Source organism: Cohnella rhizosphaerae, from assembly GCF_029525575.1.
Classification (GTDB): domain Bacteria; phylum Bacillota; class Bacilli; order Paenibacillales; family Paenibacillaceae; genus Cohnella; species Cohnella rhizosphaerae.
The window spans coordinates 1,021,237-1,043,481 of sequence record NZ_JAPDIA010000008.1 but is presented as its reverse complement, the minus strand read 5'-3'; the positions used below and the strand labels follow the sequence as shown (position 1 = coordinate 1,043,481).

General features: G+C 56.2%; 19 protein-coding genes and 2 pseudogenes. 2 read left to right on the top strand and 19 right to left on the bottom strand.

What is annotated here, in order from left to right; translation table 11 throughout:
* Positions 1–114: 114 nt before the first annotated feature.
* The 5 genes and pseudogenes from arfA to OMP40_RS28350 all read right to left on the bottom strand — a co-directional run bounded on the left by arfA (position 115) and on the right by OMP40_RS28350 (position 4,872).
* The gene (arfA, locus tag OMP40_RS28370) at positions 115–1,623 is read right to left on the bottom strand and encodes an arabinosylfuranosidase ArfA (RefSeq protein ID WP_277536345.1); all 1,509 of its coding nucleotides are present in this window, start codon (positions 1,621–1,623) and stop codon (positions 115–117) included.
* A 47-nt stretch (positions 1,624–1,670) separates the two neighbouring features.
* Entirely contained in the window at positions 1,671–2,519 is an 849-nt protein-coding gene (locus OMP40_RS28365; RefSeq protein ID WP_277536344.1) for a carbohydrate ABC transporter permease, read from the bottom strand.
* Positions 2,520–2,522: 3 nt separating this feature from the next.
* Positions 2,523–3,465: pseudogene (locus OMP40_RS28360) on the bottom strand (carbohydrate ABC transporter permease).
* 70 nt (positions 3,466–3,535) lie between these two features.
* Positions 3,536–3,883, bottom strand: coding sequence for a type 2 periplasmic-binding domain-containing protein (locus OMP40_RS28355; protein ID WP_277536341.1), 348 nt, complete (start codon positions 3,881–3,883; stop codon positions 3,536–3,538).
* 245 nt (positions 3,884–4,128) lie between these two features.
* Positions 4,129–4,872 (bottom strand): ABC transporter substrate-binding protein, encoded by a 744-nt coding sequence (locus OMP40_RS28350; RefSeq protein ID WP_277536339.1) that lies wholly within the window; start codon positions 4,870–4,872, stop codon positions 4,129–4,131.
* Positions 4,873–5,165: 293 nt separating this feature from the next.
* Between OMP40_RS28350 and OMP40_RS28345 the strand changes: the two genes are divergently transcribed.
* Positions 5,166–6,080 carry an ArsR/SmtB family transcription factor gene (locus OMP40_RS28345; protein WP_277536337.1) on the top strand — a complete coding sequence of 305 codons (915 nt, stop codon included), beginning with the start codon at positions 5,166–5,168 and terminating at the stop codon, positions 6,078–6,080.
* 109 nt (positions 6,081–6,189) lie between these two features.
* On the opposite strand, the gene OMP40_RS28340 is transcribed toward OMP40_RS28345, so the two are convergent.
* From OMP40_RS28340 to OMP40_RS28320, 5 genes are all read right to left on the bottom strand, one after another.
* Positions 6,190–7,176, bottom strand: a complete 987-nt coding sequence (locus tag OMP40_RS28340) for an S-layer homology domain-containing protein (protein ID WP_277538077.1) — start codon at positions 7,174–7,176, stop codon at positions 6,190–6,192.
* Positions 7,177–7,291: 115 nt separating this feature from the next.
* Positions 7,292–7,849: a cohesin domain-containing protein gene (locus OMP40_RS28335; RefSeq protein WP_277536334.1), complete on the bottom strand. Its 558-nt coding sequence runs from the start codon at positions 7,847–7,849 to the stop codon at positions 7,292–7,294.
* A gap of 57 nt (positions 7,850–7,906) precedes the next feature.
* Entirely contained in the window at positions 7,907–9,493 is a 1,587-nt protein-coding gene (locus OMP40_RS42410) for a cohesin domain-containing protein (protein ID WP_277538075.1), read from the bottom strand.
* A gap of 904 nt (positions 9,494–10,397) precedes the next feature.
* Entirely contained in the window at positions 10,398–11,198 is an 801-nt protein-coding gene (locus OMP40_RS28325; protein WP_277536331.1) for an early set domain-containing protein, read from the bottom strand.
* Between the two features lie 588 nt (positions 11,199–11,786).
* Complete coding sequence (locus OMP40_RS28320; RefSeq protein WP_277536330.1) at positions 11,787–12,776, bottom strand: oxidoreductase; 990 nt, start codon at positions 12,774–12,776, stop codon at positions 11,787–11,789.
* A gap of 101 nt (positions 12,777–12,877) precedes the next feature.
* On the opposite strand from OMP40_RS28320, the gene OMP40_RS28315 reads away from it, so the two are divergent.
* On the top strand, positions 12,878–13,246 hold the full coding sequence (locus OMP40_RS28315; RefSeq protein ID WP_277536329.1) for a MerR family transcriptional regulator: 369 nt from the start codon (positions 12,878–12,880) through the stop codon (positions 13,244–13,246).
* Between the two features lie 141 nt (positions 13,247–13,387).
* On the opposite strand, the gene OMP40_RS28310 is transcribed toward OMP40_RS28315, so the two are convergent.
* From OMP40_RS28310 to OMP40_RS28275, 9 genes and pseudogenes are all read right to left on the bottom strand, one after another.
* Positions 13,388–13,801, bottom strand: coding sequence for a hypothetical protein (locus OMP40_RS28310; RefSeq protein WP_277536325.1), 414 nt, complete (start codon positions 13,799–13,801; stop codon positions 13,388–13,390).
* Between the two features lie 61 nt (positions 13,802–13,862).
* Positions 13,863–15,755 (bottom strand): GH39 family glycosyl hydrolase, encoded by a 1,893-nt coding sequence (locus tag OMP40_RS28305; RefSeq protein ID WP_277536323.1) that lies wholly within the window; start codon positions 15,753–15,755, stop codon positions 13,863–13,865.
* An 89-nt stretch (positions 15,756–15,844) separates the two neighbouring features.
* Positions 15,845–16,399, bottom strand: a complete 555-nt coding sequence (locus OMP40_RS42405) for an alpha-L-rhamnosidase-related protein (RefSeq protein WP_420872086.1) — start codon at positions 16,397–16,399, stop codon at positions 15,845–15,847.
* A gap of 31 nt (positions 16,400–16,430) precedes the next feature.
* Positions 16,431–18,065, bottom strand: a pseudogene (locus tag OMP40_RS28300) (family 78 glycoside hydrolase catalytic domain); the annotation flags it as partial.
* A 97-nt stretch (positions 18,066–18,162) separates the two neighbouring features.
* Positions 18,163–18,495, bottom strand: a complete 333-nt coding sequence (locus tag OMP40_RS28295) for a glycoside hydrolase family 78 protein (RefSeq protein ID WP_277536317.1) — start codon at positions 18,493–18,495, stop codon at positions 18,163–18,165.
* Between the two features lie 51 nt (positions 18,496–18,546).
* Positions 18,547–19,050: a carbohydrate ABC transporter permease gene (locus OMP40_RS28290; protein ID WP_277536316.1), complete on the bottom strand. Its 504-nt coding sequence runs from the start codon at positions 19,048–19,050 to the stop codon at positions 18,547–18,549.
* A complete protein-coding gene (locus OMP40_RS28285; RefSeq protein WP_277536314.1) occupies positions 19,026–19,862 on the bottom strand; it encodes a hypothetical protein in 837 nt (278 codons plus the stop codon). Before OMP40_RS28285 ends, OMP40_RS28290 begins: the two co-directional genes overlap by 25 nt.
* Positions 19,863–19,867: 5 nt before the next feature.
* Positions 19,868–20,518 carry a carbohydrate ABC transporter permease gene (locus OMP40_RS28280; protein WP_277536312.1) on the bottom strand — a complete coding sequence of 217 codons (651 nt, stop codon included), beginning with the start codon at positions 20,516–20,518 and terminating at the stop codon, positions 19,868–19,870.
* A 214-nt stretch (positions 20,519–20,732) separates the two neighbouring features.
* A complete protein-coding gene (locus OMP40_RS28275; RefSeq protein ID WP_277536310.1) occupies positions 20,733–22,232 on the bottom strand; it encodes an extracellular solute-binding protein in 1,500 nt (499 codons plus the stop codon).
* Positions 22,233–22,245 lie beyond the last annotated feature (13 nt).

Here is a 22,245-nt window from a genome sequence, read left to right as displayed (position 1 = left end):
CATTTTATCATCAATGTCTTTATACGATTGCGCTAAACTATTGCATTATGGGACTGCTCAAATCCAGCATGGCCTCCTTGCTCTCTTCAAGTCGGGTGGTAATGTCGACAAGCATCAGCTCCGGCTCTTCGCGAGCCTGATGACATGCCACGAATGCTTCGGCAGCACGGCCGTTACCCTGCCCTCGCTGGCCGACGATCGGCCGTTGGCATGCGGACGCACGCGTTCTTCTTGCAGCGTATTGACGGCCTTCAGATCATCGTGCTCCAGCACGATATGCTCGGCTACGCGGTAGTCGCCGAAGCTCCGGATGTCGCACTCGAGCGCGAGGGAATCGTTCAGACTGCGGTTAACCGCGAAGACCGCGATCTCCTCCAGTTCCGGATTAAAAACCGCTACGCTGTCCAGGTACGGAACATCGGTGAACGCCTTGGAATCGTACTTCGGGGAGGATACGACCGGCTGCAGCGCGATCCCGCGTCCATAGACGGACGCATGCAGATAAGGGTAGTAAATGGTCTGCCGCCACGAGCCTCCGCCGTTCACGGTCATGATCGGGGCGATGACATTGACGAGCTGCGCCAGACATGCGATCTTCACGCGATCCGCGTGCTTCAGAAGCGTGATCAGCATGGAGCCGACCAGCAGCGCGTCTTCGAAGGTATAAATATCCTCCAGCTGCGGAGGCGCGATCGTCCACGGCTCGATTTGTTTGTCCGCCTCGTTGGAGTGGAACCAGACATTCCATTCGTCGAAGCTGAGATACATCGTCTTCTTGCTTCTTTTTTTCGCCTGGATATAATCGCACGTCGACTTGATCGTCCGGATAAAATGGTCCAGATCCATCGAATAAGCGAGGAAGCTGGCCGTGTCATTGGTTCGGTTGCCGTAATATTGATGCAGCGATACGTAATCGACGGCTTCGTAGTTCAGGTCCAGCGACGTTGCTTCATATTCCGGAAAAGTCGGCATATTCGTGTTGGAGCTGCCGCAGGAGACGACTTCGATCGTCGGATCTACCCACTTCATGACCTTCGCCGTCTCGAGGGAAAGACGCCCGTATTCCTCTGCGGTTTTGTGGCCGATCTGCCAGGGACCGTCCATCTCGTTGCCGAGACACCACGTCTTGATCGCGTGCGGCCGGGCGTAACCGTGCTGCTTGCGCAGGTCGCTCCAATACGTGCCGCCGGGATGATTGCAGTATTCAATGAGGCTTCGCGCCTCGTCTATGCCGCGGGTGCCCAGGTTCACCGCCATCATCACCTGCGCGCCGACGCTTCGGGCCCAATCGACGAATTCGTTCGTACCGAATTCGTTCGTCTCGATCGTGCGCCAAGCGAGCTCCAGTTTTCTCGGCCGATTCTCTCTCGGTCCTATGCCATCCTCCCAGTTGTATCCGGACACGAAGTTCCCGCCCGGGTACCGGACGATGGGCACCCGCAGATCCGCGATCAGCTTGCTCACGTCCCTCCGGTAACCTTTCTCGTCGGCATCCGGATGGCCGGGCTCATAGATCCCGCCGTAGACTGCCCTTCCGAGATGCTCGATAAACGAGCCGTAGATGCGAGGGTCGATCTCCGCGATCGTGAATTCTTTTTCCAGGGTCATTTTCGCATTCAGCATGTCGCCTGCCCTACCTCCTGTTTACTCGATGACCGGCTGCGGCTGGATTAGCCTTTAACCCCGCCCGCCGTCATGCCTTCGATAAAATACTTTTGAAAGAATAGGAATACGGCCAGAATGGGAAGAATCGCGAGCACCGCGCCGGAGATCAGCATGTCGAAGTTATTGCCGTACGGCGTCAGCAGCGTGGACAGTCCGATTGGTATCGTCAACTGCTCGTTGGTGCGGAGAACGATGAGAGGCCACAGGAAGTTGTTCCAGCTGAACAGTGCCTGCAAAATGGCCATCGACGAGAATGCCGGCGCCATCAAGGGCATCATGATCCGGAAAAACATGCCGAGCTCTGTACATCCGTCCACGCGTCCCGCATCCAGAAAGTCCCGCGGCAGACCGGATGCGTATTGCCGAAAGAAAAAGATCGGCAGCGGGGCGACGGCAAACGGAAGAATAATGCCCCACATGCTGTTGATGAGCTTGAGCGAGATCGACAGCTTATACAGCGGAAGAATGATGATCTCGATGGGGATCATCATCATCACGAGCACGAGGACGAATACCAGGTTGCGGAGCCTGAACCGATAGACGGCGAGCGCGTAGCCGACCATCGACGACAGCAAGAGGCACAGCACGGTGAATATTGCCGTGATCAGCAGGCTGTTGCCGTACCAGGTCAGATAGAGCGATTCGCCGGAGAACAAGTAGGTATAATTTTTGAACGAGAACAGTTCGGGGTCGATCTTCAGATTCAGTCCGTAGCGCATCAATTCCCGGGCGGGCTTGAAGGAAGCGATGATCAGCGTGACGATCGGAAATACCGCGAATGCGCCGAACAGGGTAAACAGCAGCACCAGGAGCACGGCAGCGACCGACCATTTGCGTTTTCCGGCGGTATGCACCGTTCATTCCTCCTTCCGGAACATGCCGAACAGCTTCAGCTGCACAATGGTGACGACGAAAGTGAGCAAGAGCAGCACGATGCCGACCGCCGAGCCGAGACCCAGATTGTTCTGCTCGAGCCCGTTGCGGTACAAGTAACCGACGATCGTGAGTCCGATATCGTTCGGCGAGCGGTTTCCCGCCCACAGCATGTAGCTCTCGGTGAACATGGAATAACCACCGTAAATGCTGATCGTAAATACATAGATGCTGATCGGCTTCAGCAAGGGCAGCGTAATGCGCATGAACTTGTTCCAGTTGTTGGCGCCGTCGATCTCCGCGGACTCGTATAGCTCCTTTGGAATGTTCTGGAGCCCCGCCATGAAGTACAGCAGGTTGACGCCGATCCACCGCCAGCTGGCCAGCAGCACGAGCGCGAACATGGCGAGCCCTTCCCGCCGAAGCCAGCGCTGCGGCTCGAACCCGAGCCAGCCGATAAAGGAATTCATGAGCGAACCGTCCAGTTCGCCGAAGGCCAGACGAAAAACCGTGCCGGCCACCACGACCGAAGTGAGCGCGGGAATGAACAGCGCGGACCGGAAGAAGTTTCGGAGCACCATCGCTTTCGAGTTGAGGAAGACGGCCAGCACAAGTGGCAAGGGGATCAGAATAAGCAGCGTATATAACGTATACTTGCTGCTATTGACGATGGACTTGAGGAAGGTCGGGTTCCACAGCTTGTCGTAGTTTTCGAAGCCTATGTATTCCACCTGACCGGGCAAGACCTGCTGAAAGCTCATATTGACCGCGGAAATTACCGGGTAAACGAAAAACAAGGCAAACGAGATCAGAAAAGGAAGAATAAAAAAACCACGGGGCGACTCGCTGCGAATACAGAAATCCGGTCAGTCTGCGTTCTTTGAAGGGAACCGGTTGCTTTGCCGTAGCCGGGGAGGTGCTCTGCATCAAAGACCCGCCTTTCGTATGCCGGCACCGCCTGCCCCATAAAACGGGCCGGGCGGTGCCGGACGTTATCCTATTTCAGCTGATTTGCGGCTTCGGCCAATACCTTGTCGACGTCCTCGTTGTCGAGGAGTATGCGCGTGATGACGCTCGTCTTGAAGGCATCCGAGATCGCCGGCGTTTTTTCGTTGACGACGACGCCTTCGATCTCATTCTTGACTTCCGTCAAGACGTCGAAGATGTTGGGGCCGAAGTAATCCGTGAATTTGTTCGATTCCTTCAGTTCGGGCGCATCCCATACATCCGAACGGAGCGGGTCGAAGCCCAGCTGCCTCCAGATCTCGATGTTGCCTTCTTTGGAGAGCTTGGCGTAGGCGAGAAAGGCCTTGGCCGCCTCCTGATTTTTGGACGTCTTCGTCACCGCCGTGCCGGTGCCCCCCCATGCCTGCGGAGCGAGGCTCGCCTTGATTCCAGACCGGCATCGGCTTAATGACGATCTTGCCTTTGAGGTCCGGCATGTAGTCCGTAAAGCGACCCATGTACCACATCGGCATCCAGACCGAAGCGGCTCCGCCGCCGTTCATCATGCCGTAATATTCTTCCGCGTGATGGTTGCCGCCCGGCGTCAGAATCGCGACTTTGGATTTGATCAAATTTTGCTGCCATTTAAGCGGTCCGGCTACGACCGCGCTCGTGATATTCAGCTGCCCGTCGGCGGTTTGCAAGTCGTCTTTGCCCGGAGCCTGCGCGACCTGCGGCATCAGCGACCAAATGTCGGACGTCTCGAGCGTCGTCATCGGGACGCCGGTGGCGTCCAGCACCTTTTTTGCCCGCCGCTTCGTAATCGGCCCAGGTTACGATCTCGTCGGGATTCACGCCCGCTTTGTCCAGAATTTCTTTGTTGTAGTAGATGACGGCCGCGCCGACGTGGAAGTCGATGCCGTAGTATTGGCCGTCCTTGGCGTAGATGTCCAAGCGGGATTTGACGAGATTGGTGATCTCCGGTTCTACGATATCGTTGAGAGGAATGAGCTGGGGTTCGCCCTTGAGGAAATTCGGAAACTTGTTGAGCTCGATATCGGCCAGGTCTGGCGCCCCGGTGCCTGACTGCAGGGCGACGAGCAGCTTGTTGTGCATGTCTTCGTACGGAAAGACGCTGACGCTGAGCTGGATTTTCTTGTCTGGATTGGCCTCGTTCCAGCGTTTGGCCATGTCGTCGTAGAACGTCTTGTGGAGCTCGTTAAACGTCCACATCTCCAGCTTGGCTTCCCCGGCCGGCGATCCGCCGGATGCGGAAGCCGACGACGAAGCCGAAGCCGAGCTATCCGGCTTGTTGCCGCTTGAACAGGCGGCGAGTACCACGACGAGCGCGACCATCAGAGACAACACCGATAGCACATGTCTTTTCACATCGTATCCCCCTCAAAATTAGGTTGGTACGCTTGCTTCCCGGAACGGGAACCAAGCCGGAGCCGATTGATGCATCAGACTGACCCGGATGTTTGTTTTAATAAAACCTAAAACTGTTTACCCTTTCATCATAAATAGAGGCGTTTAATCTTGTCAATATTTAAATTAAAACGCTTTCTAATAACTTTTGTGCTATTTTTCGCCATTTTTCGCATCATCGCAAGTCCCGCTATTCTCATCATTTCGCTTTAAGTTTATAATGAATGAAATGATAGGTACGGGAGGCCTTCCGGTTGATCCATATCAAAGACCTGCGATCCGGATTGAACATCTTCAAAGCCTTGAGCTCCGAGATCAGAATTGAAATCCTGGAGCTCCTGGCCACGCACAACAGCCTTAATCTGAACGAGATCGCGGAGAAGCTCGGGCTGACCAACGGCGCCATCACGATGCACATCAAAAAGCTCGAAGAAAGCGGACTCATCGACATCACGACGGCGGTCGGCAAGCACGGGCTCCAGAAGATCTGTTACCTGAACGATGACATGCTCACCGTCGAGCTGCATCGCGAAGGCGCAAGCCGCAATTTGTACGAAGTCGAAATTAAGGTCGGGCATTATACGGATTACAGGGTGGAACCGACATGCGGGCTGGCGACAAAAGACAGCATTATCGGCGAATTCGACAATCCCAGCTACTTCGCCCATCCCGAGCGGATCAACGCCGGCATCGTCTGGCTGACGCGGGGCTACCTGGAATACCGGATTCCCAACTATCTGAAGCCTCGGCAGCGCTTCAGCGAGCTGCAGTTCATCTTCGAGATCGGATCCGAAGCGCCGAGCTACAATAACGACTACCCTTCCGACATCGTCTATTCCGTGAACAACAAGGAAGTCGGCATATGGACGTCGCCGGGCGACTTTGGCGGCGAGAAGGGCAAGGTCGCGCCCAAATGGTGGCCGCCTCACCTGAATCAATACGGACTGCTCAAAATGATCCGCATCAATGAAAACGGCACCTTCATTGACGGCATCCGGTTATCCCAGACCACGATTAACGACATCGAGCTGCATCAGAACTCCGACATTCGGTTCCGGATCGGCGTCTGCGAGACCGGGAAGATCGGCGGGCTTACGATCTACGGCGCCCACTTCGGGAACTATAAGCAGGATTTGATCGCCAGGGTGCTTTATGACGTAATCGAGTGAGATGTCCATGTCGGCAGACGTTCGCCGGCTTGTCCGAAGCTCGCCGGCATTCCGAAATAACGGCACGCGTTAAAGGAGATCCCGCTCGCCTGGCGAGCGGGATTTTAGTTTACATCCGCTGGTATAGCCGGTATAGAATCACTGCGGCCTGCGCCCGATTGGCATGCGCTTTAGGCTGGAATTTTCCGTTCCCCGTCCCCAGGATCAATCCGCTCTTCTGCATGGCCTTGACGGCTTCCGAAGCGTAAGCGGACACGGCCGATTGATCGGTGAAAGGAACTGCGGACGCGCCTGCCACCAGATCCTCCCCGAGCGCCTCGGCCGCCTGGAAGATCATGACGGCCATATCCTGCCTCGCGATGGGATCGTTCGGGCCGAAGGTACCGTCCGTCCTGCCCTTCACGATGCCCAGCTTCTGCGCGGACGCGACCGCGCTTGCGTACCATGCGCCCGCCTCGACGTCGCGGAAGGTGACCGCCGCGCCTTCGTCGACCAGGTCGAACGCGCCCATGAGGAGCCGGATGAATTCGGCGCGGGTGACCGGACGGCTCGGCTCGAACGCGCCGCCTCCCGTTCCGGCAGCGATGTCCCGGGCGGCCAGGGACGCGATGCTCTCCTGCGCCCACGCGAAGCCGGTCAAGTCCTTGAAGGAGACATTCGCGTACGCCGCGGCAAAGCGACCTAAGCGTTTGGGATGCAGGACGACCGATGCGATGGATGAGTCGTAACGGGAATTTTTAACGACCTCCGCATGACCGTCGTCGCCAATATAGTAGGCGACCACCCTCCCGGGCGCTTCTCCCTGCTTCAGGCGATAAGGCAGCTCCAGTCGGATCGGCAGGCCATCAAGACCGTCGACAGGCACGCCGTCGACCGACAGCTTGAATTCAAGCGCGGCCGATGAACCGATCAGGCTCCTCGGGCCGGCCGGTATAGTCGCCGGATCCAGCGTATGGACCGTCAGCGTGATCCTGCGCGATCCGGCCGCCAACACGCCGCGCGCCGGGTCGACCGGGATCGCGACGACGGCCAGTCCGGTATCGATGACGATCTCGCGGATCCGCGCAGCTTCCTTAAGCACAAGTTCGACGGGCATGGCGATCTCTACGTTTCGGTAAGGCTGTCCGCCCTCCTCCCGCACGTCTATACGCAGTTGTCCGTTCGCCGATGCCTCAATCGCCCGCTGCAGATCGGCGGATTGCAGCTCGATTTTAAGCGTCCCTCCTGCGTTCGTCTGGCCCAACGCGGGCAGCCCGCCGCCCCCGCTGCCGGGGCGGATCGAGATGCTGGCCAGACGGGATGGCGCGTACTTGTCCGCCGAGACATCGGCATGCACGACTTTCACTTCGGACAGCGAGATGGATCCGCTCCCCCGCCTTTTTCGCCTGGAAAACGAATACCGCGAGCGGCTGATCGCCGCTGACGCCGGAGATTCGCCCGACCTTGGTATGGGCAAAGGTCACCTCGTTGCCGGAGATTACGGGCGTGATGGAGAAGCCGTTCGATTCGCCGGCGCTGCCTTTCGGCAAGGCGTTCCGCGCCGAGACGAAGGTGAATTGATCCGTGTCGAAGGTTACGACCGCTTCATATCCGTATACGTCGCTAAGCCCCTTGCCGCTGACCGTGAGACGAACCGTATCTCCCGCGGCGACCTCCGACCGGTCGGCGTCCAGTCCGAACGCGGTAGCGGCCGCATTCGCCGAAGGAGACGGAAAACCCATGATGGTCAGCAGCGCAGCCAAGCAGAGCAGCGTCCATTTGTTCGTCATCGCGTCAACCTCCACAAATGGAAGGAGGAAGAGAGACTCCCCTTCCTCCCGCCTGCGTTAATCTCCCAGAATAAGACGTGCGACGAATACCAGATCTTGAATATCGACGACGCCGTCGCCATTCACGTCGAGCTTCGCGTTCGACGTACCGTAGCCTGCGGCGAGAAGCGCGAGATCGCTCAAGCTGACGCGGCCGTCGCCGTTCACGTCGCCAGGGACCGTCGGTACCGTGTAGGTGATCTGTACGGCATGCGGAGCCCCGGGCACCGCCGATTCCTCCGCGGCGCCGTCCGACAAAAGCGCGCTCGCGATCTTAAATTCACCGCTCTTCGTTTCCGTCAGGGACTTCGCTTTCCAGTTCAAGCGCAGCATATCGCCGTCCGCGGTGACCGCATGCTGCTTCCCTTCGCTCGCCAGGAGGATCCGAACCGAGCCCGGCGTGTCGGACTTCGTCCCGACGATGGCGACGCCGTCGATCAGGGAGTCGGCTCCGACGAATTCGAACAGGGCCGGGTCGTATTCGATCCGTACGTCCTGGGCATAGACCGTCTTCGTAACGCCGGACAGGGAGAATGTCAGCGAGAACGCCGCTCCCGGACTCACGCTGCCGACGCCGGCGAGAGACGCAGCAACCTCCGCGGTCGTGGATGCCGGCGAGATCGCCAGCGTATGGGTCACGGAAGCGGTTCTGCCAGCGGCATCCGTCACCGTGATGGCGACCGTATACGGACTGGACGAATCCGCGCCTTCAGCGGGCGTGCCTGAGATTTTCTTCGCCGATGCGTCGAAGCTCAGACCTTCCGGCAATCCGGACGCGCTCCAAACGTAGGGCTCGGTGCCGCCGGTCGCCGCCAGTGCGAGCGATTGCTCATAGACGGTCCCGACTTGACCTGCAGGCAGTGCGCCGCCCGCCTCGGGATCGTTGATCTTCAGCACGCTCGTAAACGCGCTCGGCTTCCACAAATAATCTCTCGCGTAAATCGCGAACATCTGATTCCAGGTGTTAAAATCGTGTCCGCCGGCGACCACGATATTTTTATAATTCGCGATATTGTCCAATGCGGCGACTTGGGTCGGATTCGGCAGACCGAAATCATAGCGGCCGCCCGCAAAGAGAATATACGGCACATCCAGATGCTGCGAGGTGGCGCGTACGCCGACGCCGCCGCTCCATACGCCATAGTAGCCGAACTTCGTCGCGTCGAAGTTAATGATGTTGGCCGTCGCGATCCCGCCTGCCGACAGACCGGCGAACGACCGATCTTCCGCTTTCTTGGACACGTTATAGGTTTCTTCCACGAACGGCAGGATGATGTTGAACAAATTCGGATAGCCGGCGTTCGCGTTGCCAAGATACGTGGAGTCCGTCGTGACGACGACTGCGGGCTCTGTCAGACCCTGCGCGAGCAGGTTATCCATGATGTTCGGCACGCTGCCGATCGTCATCCAGTCGGACGCGTCCTGGCCGCTGCCATGCTGCATGTAGATCGTTTTGTAAGGCTCCGCCCGGTCGGGGTCATAGCCGTGCGGCAGGTACACGCCCAGATACCGCGTTCTGTCGTTGATCTGCGTCGGGATAGCTACATAATCCCACGTGCCTTTCTTGCCGTCGGTTCTCGGGTTTTCAATCTCGCGCGCCCCCATGAGCGCGTCCTGTTTGTCCGGATCGTTCGGCACATACACCGCGTTGAAGGCGCGTCTGGCGTTGCCCGTCAGGCCATCCGGCGCGAACTTCGGCGGATTCGCCGGATCCGGCGCCCAGAAGTTGCGGTTGCCGTCGATGTAGAACCAGTATTGATTGGCCCCGGCCGCGAGCGGCACCTCCGTCACCCAATAGCCGCCTTCGCGCTTTTCCATCGCAACCTCGTACGCGCCGCCCCCGCGCATCAGCCCGTGCTTGTATTCGCTAGGCTGGTACACCTTCGTGTCGGAGGGGTCCGCCCAATTCCGCAGCAGCATGTCGCCCGCGAACGTTACGCTGGTCGCATTTTCGTTCTTATAGACGAACCGCACGGTGTAGCCGGTCGGCGACTCGGCATCCTTGATCACGGTCGGTCCTTCTACCAGCTGCTCCTCGCCCGTAAATGCCTTGGGCTTCCACAGATAGTCTCTGGCATACATCGCGAACAGCTGGTTCCAGGTATTGAAGTCGTGACCGCCGGCTACCACGACATTCTTATACTTCGCGATGCCGTCCAACGTGGCTAATTGGGTCGGATTCGGCAATCCAAAATCATATCTGCCCCCGGCGAACAGAATATAAGGTTTATCCAGGTTCGCCGCGTTGGCACGAACCGTGCCGCCGCTCCACACGCCATAGTAGCCGAACTTCGAAGCGTCGAAGTTGATGATGTTCGCCGTGATGCCGCCGCCCATCGACAGACCGGCGAACGACCGGTCGGCCGCCTGCTTCGACACATTATAGGTTTGTTCCACGAACGGCAGGATGATGTTGAACAGATTCGGAAAGCCGGCGTTCGCGTTGCCAAGATACGTGGAGTCCGTCGTGACGACGACCGCGGGCTCTGTCAGACCCTGCGCGAGCAGGTTATCCATGATGTTCGGCACGCTGCCGATCGTCATCCAGTCGGACGCGTCCTGGCCGCTGCCATGCTGCATGTAGATCGTTTTGTAAGGCTTTGCCCGGTTCGCGTCGTAGCCGTACGGCAGATACACGCCAAGATACCTTGTCCTGTCGTTGATCTGCGTCGGGATGGCTACATAATCCCACGTGCCTTTTTTTGCCGTCGGTTCTCGGGTTTTCAATCTCGCGCGCCCCCATGAGCGCGTCCTGTTTGTCCGGATCGTTCGGCACATATACCGCGTTGAAGGCGCGCCTGGCGTTGCCCGTCAGGCCGTCCGGCGCGAACTTCGGCGGATTCGCGGGGTCCGGCGCCCAGAAGTTGCGGTTGCCGTCCACGTAGAACCAGTATTGATTGGCCCCGGCCGCGAGCGGCACCTCCGTCACCCAATAGCCGCCTTCGCGCTTTTCCATCTCAACTTCGTATGCGCCGCCTCCTCGCATCAGCCCGTGCTTATACTCGAACGGCGTGTAGACTTTCGTATCGCTTGGATCCGCCCAGTTTCGGAGCAGCATATCGCCCGCGAACGTTACACGGGTAGCGCTTTCATTTTTATACACGAACCGGACGGTATAGCCGGTCGGCGATGCTGAATCCTTGATCACGGTCGGTCCTTCGACAAGCTGCTCTTGAGCCGCAACCGCATTCGTCTTCCCAGCCGGATTCTGGTCGGCCAGTGCCGTCAACGGCATCCCCAATACCATCGCCAAAGCGAGTGCCATCACCGTGAGCTTGATGGAAATGGGGTTCTTGAATAAGAAGTTCATGATTGGATTATCATCCTCTGCGTTTAGATTTTTACTTTCCGCGCAGCAAAGGCGTTCATTCGAATTTTGGGTTTGCGGTGGCTTGAATACGCGCCATCCGCTATGGATTAACGATGGTCAGCTACATTGCTCTGATCGTATACGCCTTTCCCCCTCTCCCTTTGAATAAGGTTTGTGCGCCTGGGTCAAGCAAGACCCAAGTTAGAGCTGCATCAGCAGACTGACCTTGATGTTTATTTTAATAAAACCTAAAACTGTTTACGTTTTCATGATAATTACAATCCTGCCTTTCTGTCAATATTTATATAAAATCTATTTTCCTGTTAATTTCACCAAATCCCCTATTATTATGACACGGTTTATGCATATATGTGTTCATTCCTCCCTTTATAACTCTTCCATCTGTAAGAATATGACGATATTTGTATTTAAAAATCCAGTTTTAACTTTAGGTTTTATTAAAGTATTGGTGTACTTGGAGAGAAAAAAAATAGGCCCTCCGCCGGTTGGGCGGGAAGCCTATTCAGTGTTCGCTTGCTTTCGTTGAGAGCTTTGCGAAGCCGTTAACGGTTGCGGGTTCTCTTGCACTCATTCCACAGCAAACGGGATTTTAATCAGACCCTCGCTCAGTTTCCATAACCGAGCCGCCAATTCCGGATCGATCGCCCATGGACGAACACCGTCCGGACGGGGGCTGTCGGCGGGTACGGCTTCCGCAATATCCGCGTCTTCGCAATAAACGCCGCCCAAGCCTTCAAGTTGCGGGCTGACCGCGCACCATACGCTCGTCGCTGCACCCTGTTCCGCAGTCTTGAACACGGCATATTGTTCGTTGGAAACGGAGTGTCCCCGCTCGTCTTTGATCGGCTTCGGGCCCCGCTCTTCTTCAGTCAAGTCCCGCCCAAGATTCGTTTCGGGGATCAGGCCCGGATGGACTGAGAACGCTCGGACGCCATGCGCCCTGCCCCGTTTATCCATTTCCAAGGCAAACAAGATGTTCGCGCTTTTGGACTGGGCGTAAGCTTTCCATTTGTCATACGCTTTCCGCTCGAAATTCGGATCGTCAAAGTCGACACCCCCCAGCCGATGCCCTCTCGACGAAATCGAAACGACTCGTGCGCCATTAGCACGTTTCAGAGCCGGCCAGAGCCTTGCGGCTAGTTGAAAATGGCCGAGATGATTCGTGGCAAGCTGTGATTCATATCCTCGACGATCGCGCCGAAGAGGAGTCGCCATCACGCCGGCACTATTGATAAGGATGTGAAGCGGCCTGTCCGTAGCCAAAAAACGCTCGGCGAACCTGTCAATCGAGTCAGGATCCATTAAATCCATCGGTATTAATTCTGCACTCGGGATGTCCTTTAGTGCGGTCACCCCTTTCTCAAAGCTTCGTACTGGGACAAGAACAGTCGCGCCGGCATTTGCTAGAACCCGCGTCGTCTCCAAACCGATCCCTGAATATCCGCCGGTCACGATCGCAACCTTTCCCTGCAAGCTTACAGTTCCCAAGACCTCCTTCGCGGTTGTCCGAGAGCCGAAACCAGAATGGATCGGCGATTGATTTACATTTTTGCTCATATCACTCACTGCCTTTCTTGGAAGATGGGACTAGTCTATAATTTAAAGTGAACTTTAAGTCAATACCAAAGTCTTTTTCGAGAAAGAACGTGAGATGTAAAATGGCATATTCCGTAAAGGAAGTCTCGAAGATGTTTAATTTACCCCAACACACATTTCGATATTACGAAAAGGAGGGCTTGCTGCCTGCCATTGAGCGGTTGGACAACGGAAGACGGATTTACCGGGAGTCCGACCTGGCGAGAATTCGTATGATTATTTGCATGCGCGAAGCGGGGATGTCAGTCGACTCGATCAAAGCTTTTAATAGGCTTGACCTGCTCGGCGAGGATACGCTCCCGGATAAGCGCCGGATCATTCAAGAGCAGAAAACTCAGGTCGAAGACAAGATCCAAGAACTTCAAGAACTGCTTGAACTCTTAAACATGAAGCTTGACCATTACGACGAACGAATCGCCAAACGTGGATAGGACGTGACCAAATCTCTGCAAATCGAAGTAAAGGCAGCATGCCGACCGCCATCCCGGATGTATATGCCAGTTATTCCCCCATTTGCCGCTGCAAATTAAAAGGCCGCCTGGATTCAGCGGCCTCTCCTCTGATGAAATGGCTTAATTCAGCCAGAAGCTATAGCTTGCGCTGGATAACGTTCCGGTGTCGGACACGATAAAGTATGCTTTGCTTCCCGGACCAACCGTTATTTGAATCGAATCTAAACCGCCGATGCCGTTATCCCATGGATTAAGGTAAGTGACAGAGCCGCCCGGATTGTGTACCTCTACCCAATAGTTATAATTAACGTCTGAAGGGGAAAGTAGATTTGCCGTCGTCGTGATCGATTGAGCAGTGTTATTTTTGAATACGAAAATATCGGCTTCGCCGCCTTGCAGAAACGTTCCGTAGCCGGATCCGAGACTGACATTAACAGCCGTACTTACCGTATCCCCATATCCATATTGGGCATACGCGGAAGGCACGCCAAACAGCATCCCAAAGATAGACAGCAGAACGACGAACTTTTTCACGAATATACACCTCTCGCCTTCAGATTGAAAAACTGGCCGAGCTGTTTAAAAGCTTCTTTTTTTACACAGCTGATAGCACGACGTCGTCGATGAAGTCGGTGTTGTCTCCGGTTGTCGTACCGACGAAGCTAATCGTATGGGTGCCCGCCGTTGCCGTGAAATTGCTCGTCGTAAGGGCCGCGAACGTACCCGTCGAAGGCGTATAAGTGCCGATCAAGGTCGAATCGAACATGACCTTGAAGGTTTGCGTACCGCCGTAACTCGTTCGTTTGGCCGCCTTAAAGGTGACTTTGTACGTACCCGCCGCCAGACTGACGAGTTGGGACATCGTCCCGCTATTCTGAACGAATGCGGTCTGCACCCCCAGCGGAGCGGCCGAAGCGCCGAAGTCGCCGCCGTTGCGCTGAATGCCCGCATCGCCCGTAAACGTCCAAGTCGCGCCTAATGGCCTGTAAGCGAAGTTCGTGGTGGTCGGCGATTCAAAGCTTCCGTTCGACACGACGCCGGGGCTCGGGGTTTGCTCAGTCAGTTTAATGCCGATAACCGATTCGTACGGCGTCCAAAAGGATAGGGTCGCGTTCCCGCTCGCGTTCGTCGTGAACGAGGTCGTGAAGCTTACCGCCGTTCCGTTCTGCCACAGGCTCGCCTCGTAAGCCGCGGCTACATACGACGTGTTCGCTTTTAATCCGTTAAAATTAAAGTTCAGGTTATCCCCGCCCGAGGTGGATGTATTGACGACCCAAGCGACCGGATTCCCGCTCGCGTTGGTCGCGCCGCCCGCCACGATCGTCGATGCTCCGTTGACCCAAGAGCTGCCTCTCAAGGTGAAAGCGCCGGCCCCGAGTCCCAATTGTTTGGCCAATACGCGATAGGTGTTCATCTTCGGCGTCAGGCTTCCGTTCGAATAGATCGAATAGAAATCCGGATGCGTCGTTTGCTTGTTGAAGGCAAAGTAGCCGGTTCCCGCAGCGTTGTTCCATATCATATCGTTCAATCTTTGGGCGACGTAAGGAATGGCATGAATCGAATCATTGTTCATCGAAGAGCCGATGTACTGCCAATCCCAATTCCATTCGGTGATATAGATCGGCATATTGGAGACGCCGTTCGCGGCGGCCACGTTCCTTAAAGCCTGAATATTCGGCTCGCCGTTAGGGACCATCTGATATTGGTGATAGGACAGGAAGTTGACGTTCGGCTTAATGTTCGCGTCCTGAAGCAAGGCATTCGCCCAGCTCGTGTCCGTCGTCGACAACGAAGGCCCGCCGATCGGAATCGTGGCGTTGACGCTGCGGACCGCGTTGGCCGCATGCGTGTAGATCGCCTTGTAAGCCGCCAAGCTGTTGGCGTAACCGCTATTCGAAATATCGAGGAATTGGGCGAGATCCGGTTCGTTCCAAACCTCGATGAAATCGATCTTCCCTTGGAATCGCTGCGCGATTTTCTTAACGATGTCCTCGTAGACGGTCCAGTTCTTCGGAACGCCGTTATTCGCGTTGTTAGAAGACAACCAAACCACGTTATAGGACAGGATGATCATGGTCTTGAGCCCTTTGTTATGGTAGGTATCCACCCATCCGTACTGGCTCCAATCCCAATTGTTCGGGTCGTCCACGCCGCCCGCGACGGACATGTCCGCCAAATATTGCGCGACGGTCGTATTGGGCAGGATTTGGGATAAATAGACGTCGCGGCGGGCGAAGCTAATGCCTACGGAGCGAAGGGAATCCACGTCGGATGCGCCGTCCAGCTGGTTGATCGCGCCTCCGAAGACGTTCGGGCTGCGTTGACCCTGGCTCTGATTGAATTGAATCGTCGCGGACGTCGCCGCGAAGCCGACCTGCGGAAAGGACAAGAGAATCGTCATGGTCATGATCGCAATTAGCGCCAGCGAGATCCGCTTATTCCCATTCACGCCCTTGAACAAACTGTTCTTCCCGTTAGCCTGGTTCATTGAATTCACTCCTTCGTTTTATGAAAGCGATTTCAACATAAGGCGACTTGCTCGATCATCGTCACCTCCTTTCCATTAATTTACTTGGGTTAGGAACGAGCTGACCAGCTCGCTCGATATTTGCCGGACCCCAGAACGATTCGGTTGTCCTCCCTTACATAATCGACGCCCTCGAACAGCGGCTGCCCGCTTTCGAAGAGCGAGATCGACTCCCGCAAGCGATCCGGCAGCTCGATGACGATCGACCCGTTGACCGGCACGGCGGCTTCCAGCATCAATAAATCCCCGTCCCGCTTCCAGCCGGCGGCATACGTTCCTCTGATCGTCGAGATCTCCGCCTTGGCGAATGCGAGCTTCGAAGTAACCGGCGGCTTCACGACCATTCGCGCGAAAGCGACGGATTGTTCGCACATGCGCAAGCCCGCCACATGCTCGAACATCCAGGCGCTGATGCTCCCGAACATCGGATGATTGCGGGATTCCAGCCCGTCCCATCTCTCCCAGAGGGTCGTAGCGCCGTTTTTGATCATGAAGCCGTATCCGGGATATTCGTCTCGGACGGCCAGCGCGATCGCGGTATCCGTCTCGCCCCAATCGGCCAGCGCGTCGAACAGCAGACCGGTTCCGAAAATGCCCGTATCCACGCAGCCCCCCTTGTTCCTCCGCGTACTGCATCAGCAGCCGGTTTCGGATGACCGGTTCCCGTTCGGGCGGAACGCAGCCGAGCGCGTAAGCGAAAAGATCCGCTCCCTGCCTGCCGATCGAATAGCGATTCCGATCCGGGTCCAGAAACCGCGCATTAAACGCCAAGCAAATATCGGCGTATCGTGCCTCGTAGCGTCGCTGATCTTCTCCACTGCCCAGCACCTGCGCAATGCGTCCGAGCAATTGCGTGACATAAGCATGAAAATAAGTGTTCACGACGCGTTCCGGAAGTTCGATCGAACCCGGGATGCACCAATCGCCCAGGCACCAGCTCCCCGGCTCCTCTCGCTCGACGATGCATCCGTCATCCGTGCAGCCATGGAGATAGTCGACCCATCTCTTCATGCCCTCATAGTGGTCCCGAAGCAGGCTCAAATCGCCGTAAGCCCGGTATGCAAGCCAAGGCACGATGACATAGGCGCTTCCCCAACCCGGTCCGCCTCCGCCGCCGTTAAAGGGAGCGGTATGGGGAACGAAGCCGGTCCGAACGTTCTGCGCGTCGCCGATGTCTTGAACCCACTTCCGGTAAAAGGAGGCCATTCCGAAGTTATACATGGCGGCCTTGGCCGTAATATGGCCGTCCCCCGTGTATCCCAATCGCTCGCGATGCGGGCAATCGCTCGGAACGCCGCCGTGCAGGTTGCTCAGTTGGGACCAACGGTACATACGCTGAATACGGTTAAGCGTCTCGTCCGAGCATTCGAAAGAACCGCCGGAATCGACCGAAGCGTGTACGATAACGCCGATCGCGGCGTCGTCCGCCGGCTCGCCGGGAAATCCCGATATTTCAACGTAACGAAACCCGTGCCAAACGAATCTTGGCTCGTAATCTTCAATCGCGTCGCCTTTCGCAATATAGACGTCATGCTGAATTTGGTCCGTTCCGCCCGCGCTCGTAAAGTCGAGCGTGCCGTCCGGGTGCAGCTCTTCCGCAAACCTGAGGATATAGCGGGAGCCGGCGGGCGACGATCTCACCCGCAATCTGACCCATCCCGAGAAGTTTTGACCCATGTCGTAGACGTAACAACCGTCTCCGAGCTGCGTTCGGCTTATCGGCCGAATCGTGCCCATGACTTTATCCGCCGGAGACTGCTGCGCCCTTAACACACCGCTGGGCGCCGTCATGATTCGGACCGATTGCCAATCCGATTCGTCGAAGCCCGGCTCGCTCCATCCTTCGATCTCGCGCCTGGCGTCATAAACCTCGCCTACGAAAACATTGTCGTACAGGATCGGCCCGCATTCGCAGCGCCAGCTGCCGTCGCTTACGAAACGCTCCGCGCTGCCATCCGCGTATTGAATATTTAATTGAAGCAGGAAACGGGGAGTCCCGTAAGACATTCGGCCTTCGACCGTACGGGCGGTTTGATTGTAAAATCCGTTGCCTAACATCGCGCCGAAACGATGCTTTCCCACGGTCAATTCGGCAGTGATGTCGTAGGCCACGTAATAGACCGACTTTTTTCCGTTATCGTCATAAGGGTAAAGCAATCCTTCGATCGTCCGATCGTCGTAGTCGCTCCAGTTGGGATCGAGCACATGATCGCCGACTTTGCCGCCGTCCAAGTAGAGCTCCCCATATCCGAGGCAAGCGAAGTAAACCACGGCGCGCTCGCACGGCTTGCCGACCGAGAACGTTCCGCGGAATAACGGAGAGCCCGCGATATCCGGCGCGCCGATCCATTGTCCGGACCAATCCGCTTCATGCAGCAGCCCGATATGGAAGGAGGCCGTTTCGCTGGGCTCCCCCCTCGCGATCCGTTTCGTCCCAGGCGACGACGCGCCAATAATAGCGGGTATCGCTCTCCAACCGAATTCCCTCGTAGACGACGTGAAAGCTGTTATTCGAAATGACTTTGCCCGAATCCCAGTGCAAATCGCGCTGCGCGCTCAGCTTCCCCGGATCGTCGGCAACCGTGACCCGATACGCGGTTTGCGACCGATTGCGACCGTCGGCGCTTAATTGCCAGCTGAAGCAAGGCGATTCCGTCTGGATCGCTACGGGGTTCGGCAAGTATTCGCAAAGCAGATGCACCGAAAGAATGTGAATCGCCTCCTCCTTGCGTCGATCATCCGACCTTTTCTGCTATCCTTTGACGCCCGAGAACGCGACGCCCTTCTCGATATACTTCTGAGCGAAGACGAAAATGACGAGCAAAGGAATCATCGAAATAAACGAGCTGGCCATAATCATGTTCTGTTGGACGTTGCTCTGATTTTGCAGATCGTTCAGCGCGACGGTAAACGTCCAATATTGAGGCAGGTTGTTCACGACAAGCGGCCAGACGAATTCGTTCCAAACGGGGATGAACGTCAATACGCCGACGGCCGCGAAGATCGGCACGGATAGCGGAACGACGATCTGAAGGAACGTGCGAAATTCGGAGGCTCCGTCGACCCTCGCCGCTTGCAGGAGCTCCTTCGAGATTTGGTCGAAGAAGCCTTTGAACAGGAATATAACGATGCCCCAGGCGGAATGAGGCAAAATGATCGCCCAAAGCGAATTGACCAGATGCAAATCCTTCATGAGCAAATACAGCGGCAATAGCAGCGAAATATCCGGTATCATAATCGTCGCCAGGAAGAACATGATCCAAAAAGAACTGCCACTTTTTTGTTCGGAATCAGATGAGCGAGCGTATAACCGGCCAATCCCCCGAGCAGCAGCTGTATCGCCACCGAGGACAGCGTCACGATCGCGCTGTTGATGAAATATTTCGTGAATCCAAGCGGACCGGCCGCATTCATCGCGATCTTGTTCACCGAAATAAAGCTGTCGAACATGCGGATCCAGGCTTGTTTCTCCTCGATCGTCGCGACTTTTCCCTGAACGATCTCCGAAGAACCGTAAAAATCCGCGAACCGCGACGAAAGCTCGCTCTCCGCCACGCCCTTCCTGTCCGAAACGTCGCCTCCTCCGTCCCCGTACCAAGTAAACTTGGACAGCTTTTTCTCGCGAATCATCGGAAGCTTGCGATCCATCAACTGATCGGTAAACAACGTGGAAGGAACGATCGAGGGCTGTCCGGCCCGAAACGAGGACGAAGCCGTAAAGGCTTGGAAGATCCTCTTGCCGTCCCGGATGCCGGTAATTCTGACTTCGCCGATATTCTCCCGTATATTCTTCATCCAGGGAAACCAGGTCGCTTCCATGGCATCCTTTTCGTAATCCGCCCGCTCCATCGGTCCAAGTCCCGAATAATCGAGCGTGACCCGGATCGATTGGGGAATCTGAGGGATCCACTTGGGCGGATAGGCGTCGATGTCCTTATCCGATTTGAACGCCGAAGAAACCATCCATAGCACGGGAACAAGGGAAAAAACCGTAAAGAGAATCGTCACCGCGTAAGCCGTAAAGGTAAGAGACCGCTGCCCTTTCTCCGCCATGCGCGTTCGTTTCATATCGCTCAATCCTTTTCAGCGGAGATTTTGTTTTGCAGAACGGTCAATAAAGCGATCACGAAGAACATGAACAAGGACATGGCGCCCGAAATCCCGAAGCGCGATTGCTGGAACGCCGTGTTCACGACCAGCATCGATACGACGGTCGTGCTTCCCGCAGGGCCGCCTTGCGTCATGACGTAAATATTGTCGTAAGCCAGCAGGACGCCGGACATGAAGGCGATGAACTGGATCACGATTATGAAGCGGATGTTCGGCAGCAGCATCGTCCACATTCTTCTCCAAGGACTGGCTCCGTCTACTTTCGCCGCCTCCAAGATTTCCGTCGGAATCGATTTGATCGCCGAATAATAAAGCAGAAGCGAGATGCCGTTGCCCGCGAACACCGCGGGCAATACGATGGCCAGCTTCGTTATATTCAAGTCGTTGAGCCACATATACGGGCCAAGGCCGAAAAATTGGAGCCAATAATTCAGCAAGCCGTAGTCGGGGTTGTACATCCATTTCCAGACGAGTACGCCCGCGACCGCCGGCATGATCGTCGGCAATTGGTACATGAAGCGAAAGAACGCGTTCGCCTTGCGAATATCGCTGAGCAGCAGCGCTTGCACGATCGGTATCCAGAAGGTAAGACCCAGATAAAGCGCAAAAAACACGAACGTGTTGGATACGGCTTGCCAGAAGGTCGACGAGGAAAGAAACTCCGTATAGTTGGCCAGGCCGATGAACGCCCCTGGGGATTGACGATGCTGTAGCGAAAGAAGCTGACGCGGATCATGCTGAACAACGGATAGTATTTAAACAACAAATAGCACAGCACGGACGGCAACAGAAACAAGACGGGCATCCAACGGATGTTCGTTATTCTGGTCATACGGTTCGTTCACCCCTGGAACAGCATCGGGATTCCCTCTTCGAGAGAATCCCGATCCCCCTTATTTTTTTGACTTCCTCGTTATACTTGTCGATGACTTCCTTCTGCGCGAGATCCTGCGCCGTCTGCAGCACGGCCGACAGATCGGTCTTCTCGTCCAGGAGCGCCTGTTGGATCGGCTTGACGATATAAGGGCTCAGGCGCGCTTTAAGGAAATATTCCAGATGCGTGTCTTTCGCAGCCGATTGAACGCCGCTCACGACCTCCGCCGGGAGTCCGTCGACGAAATCCGTCACGTCGACGTCGGTCCGGACGGATAGCAGGTTCGGGAACATGCCGTTGTCCTTGTTGTATTGCAGCAACGATTCGAGGTATGCTTTCGATGTCACATAGGTCGCATACGTAAAGGCCGCCTGCTGCTTTTCGGGAGAAGACTTCGGATTGAGGATCCAGTAGCTTCCGCCGACCTGCGCCGGCGCTTTGCCGGAAGGACCGACCGGCAAGGCGGAGAAGCCGATGTTGTTCAGGTCCATGCCTTTGGCTACGAGGCCCCCGATCCAGTCGGATCCCGCGATCATGGAAGCCGCGCGTCCCGTATAGAAGTCCTTCTGATTGTCGTCAAGGCTCTGTACGACGTTCTTCTGCGTCGCTTTATACTTGAATTTTAAGTCTTTGTAGTATTGCAGGGCTTTGATCGTCGCGTCGGACGTGAACGTCAATTTGGCCGTGCCGTCCGGCTGCTTCTCGGTCAGATCGCCGCCCGCTTGCCATACGTAGTACTCGAAGAACCAATCCGCCCAATCCATGCCGAGGATCGCGTAGCCGTAAGTCCCCTTGGCGGCGTCCGTCATCTTCTGCGCGGCCGCTCCGAACGAGTCCCAGTCCTTCAAGGCCGCAGCCGGGTCGAGTCCCGCGTCGGCGAACATCTGCTTGTTGTACAAAAGTCCCGTGACGTACATATCGTTCGGAACGCCGTAGATTTTGCCGTCCACCGTTGCGGCGTTCAGGGACGAAGGCAGATAGCCGTCCTTCCCTTCGAAGCCGTTCCAAAGATCGGTAATGTCTGCCGCAATGCCCTGCGCGATGTAAGATTCCATGTCCGGATACGGGTTCTTGTAAAGATCGGGCTGCTCCCCGCCGGCTACCGCGGTCATGAATTGCTCGCGTTCTTTCTCTTTGGTCTGCTCGACGTGAGTGACCTTGATGTTCGGGTACTCCGCTTCGAAAGCGGCGAAAGCCTCTTCCTTAAAGGCTTTGTCGGCCGCGTCCGCGCTCGGTTTATCCCACACGACGATCTCTACGGGCTCCGCTTGCGCGGAAGCGCCCGGAGATTCGGAGGCCGATGCGGCGGCGCTGCTCCCAGGGGCGGCGTTCGTACTCGGAGACGCGTTTCCAGACGCGTTGCCGTTACCGTTGTTCCCTCCGCATGCGGCGGTCGTTAAAGCGATCGTCAGCAACAACATGGATGCAGCGGACATGCGTATCTTCTTTTTCATTCTAGCCAGCTTC

Coding starts and splice junctions, on each gene's coding strand:
- OMP40_RS28320 (WP_277536330.1), bottom strand. CDS start 12,776: ATGAGCAAAAATGTAAATCAATCGCCGATCCATTCTGGTTTCGGCTCT.
- OMP40_RS28290 (WP_277536316.1), bottom strand. CDS start 19,050: ATGTTCTTCCTGGCGACGATTATGATACCGGATATTTCGCTGCTATTG.
- OMP40_RS28335 (WP_277536334.1), bottom strand. CDS start 7,849: ATGACGAACAAATGGACGCTGCTCTGCTTGGCTGCGCTGCTGACCATC.
- OMP40_RS28325 (WP_277536331.1), bottom strand. CDS start 11,198: ATGAACTTCTTATTCAAGAACCCCATTTCCATCAAGCTCACGGTGATG.
- OMP40_RS28340 (WP_277538077.1), bottom strand. CDS start 7,176: ATGCCCGTCGAACTTGTGCTTAAGGAAGCTGCGCGGATCCGCGAGATC.
- OMP40_RS28315 (WP_277536329.1), top strand. CDS start 12,878: ATGGCATATTCCGTAAAGGAAGTCTCGAAGATGTTTAATTTACCCCAA.
- arfA (WP_277536345.1), bottom strand. CDS start 1,623: ATGCTGAATGCGAAAATGACCCTGGAAAAAGAATTCACGATCGCGGAG.
- OMP40_RS42410 (WP_277538075.1), bottom strand. CDS start 9,493: ATGGGGGCGCGCGAGATTGAAAACCCGAGAACCGACGGCAAGAAAGGC.
- OMP40_RS28275 (WP_277536310.1), bottom strand. CDS start 22,232: ATGAAAAAGAAGATACGCATGTCCGCTGCATCCATGTTGTTGCTGACG.
- OMP40_RS28305 (WP_277536323.1), bottom strand. CDS start 15,755: ATGAACCAGGCTAACGGGAAGAACAGTTTGTTCAAGGGCGTGAATGGG.
- OMP40_RS28285 (WP_277536314.1), bottom strand. CDS start 19,862: ATGAAACGAACGCGCATGGCGGAGAAAGGGCAGCGGTCTCTTACCTTT.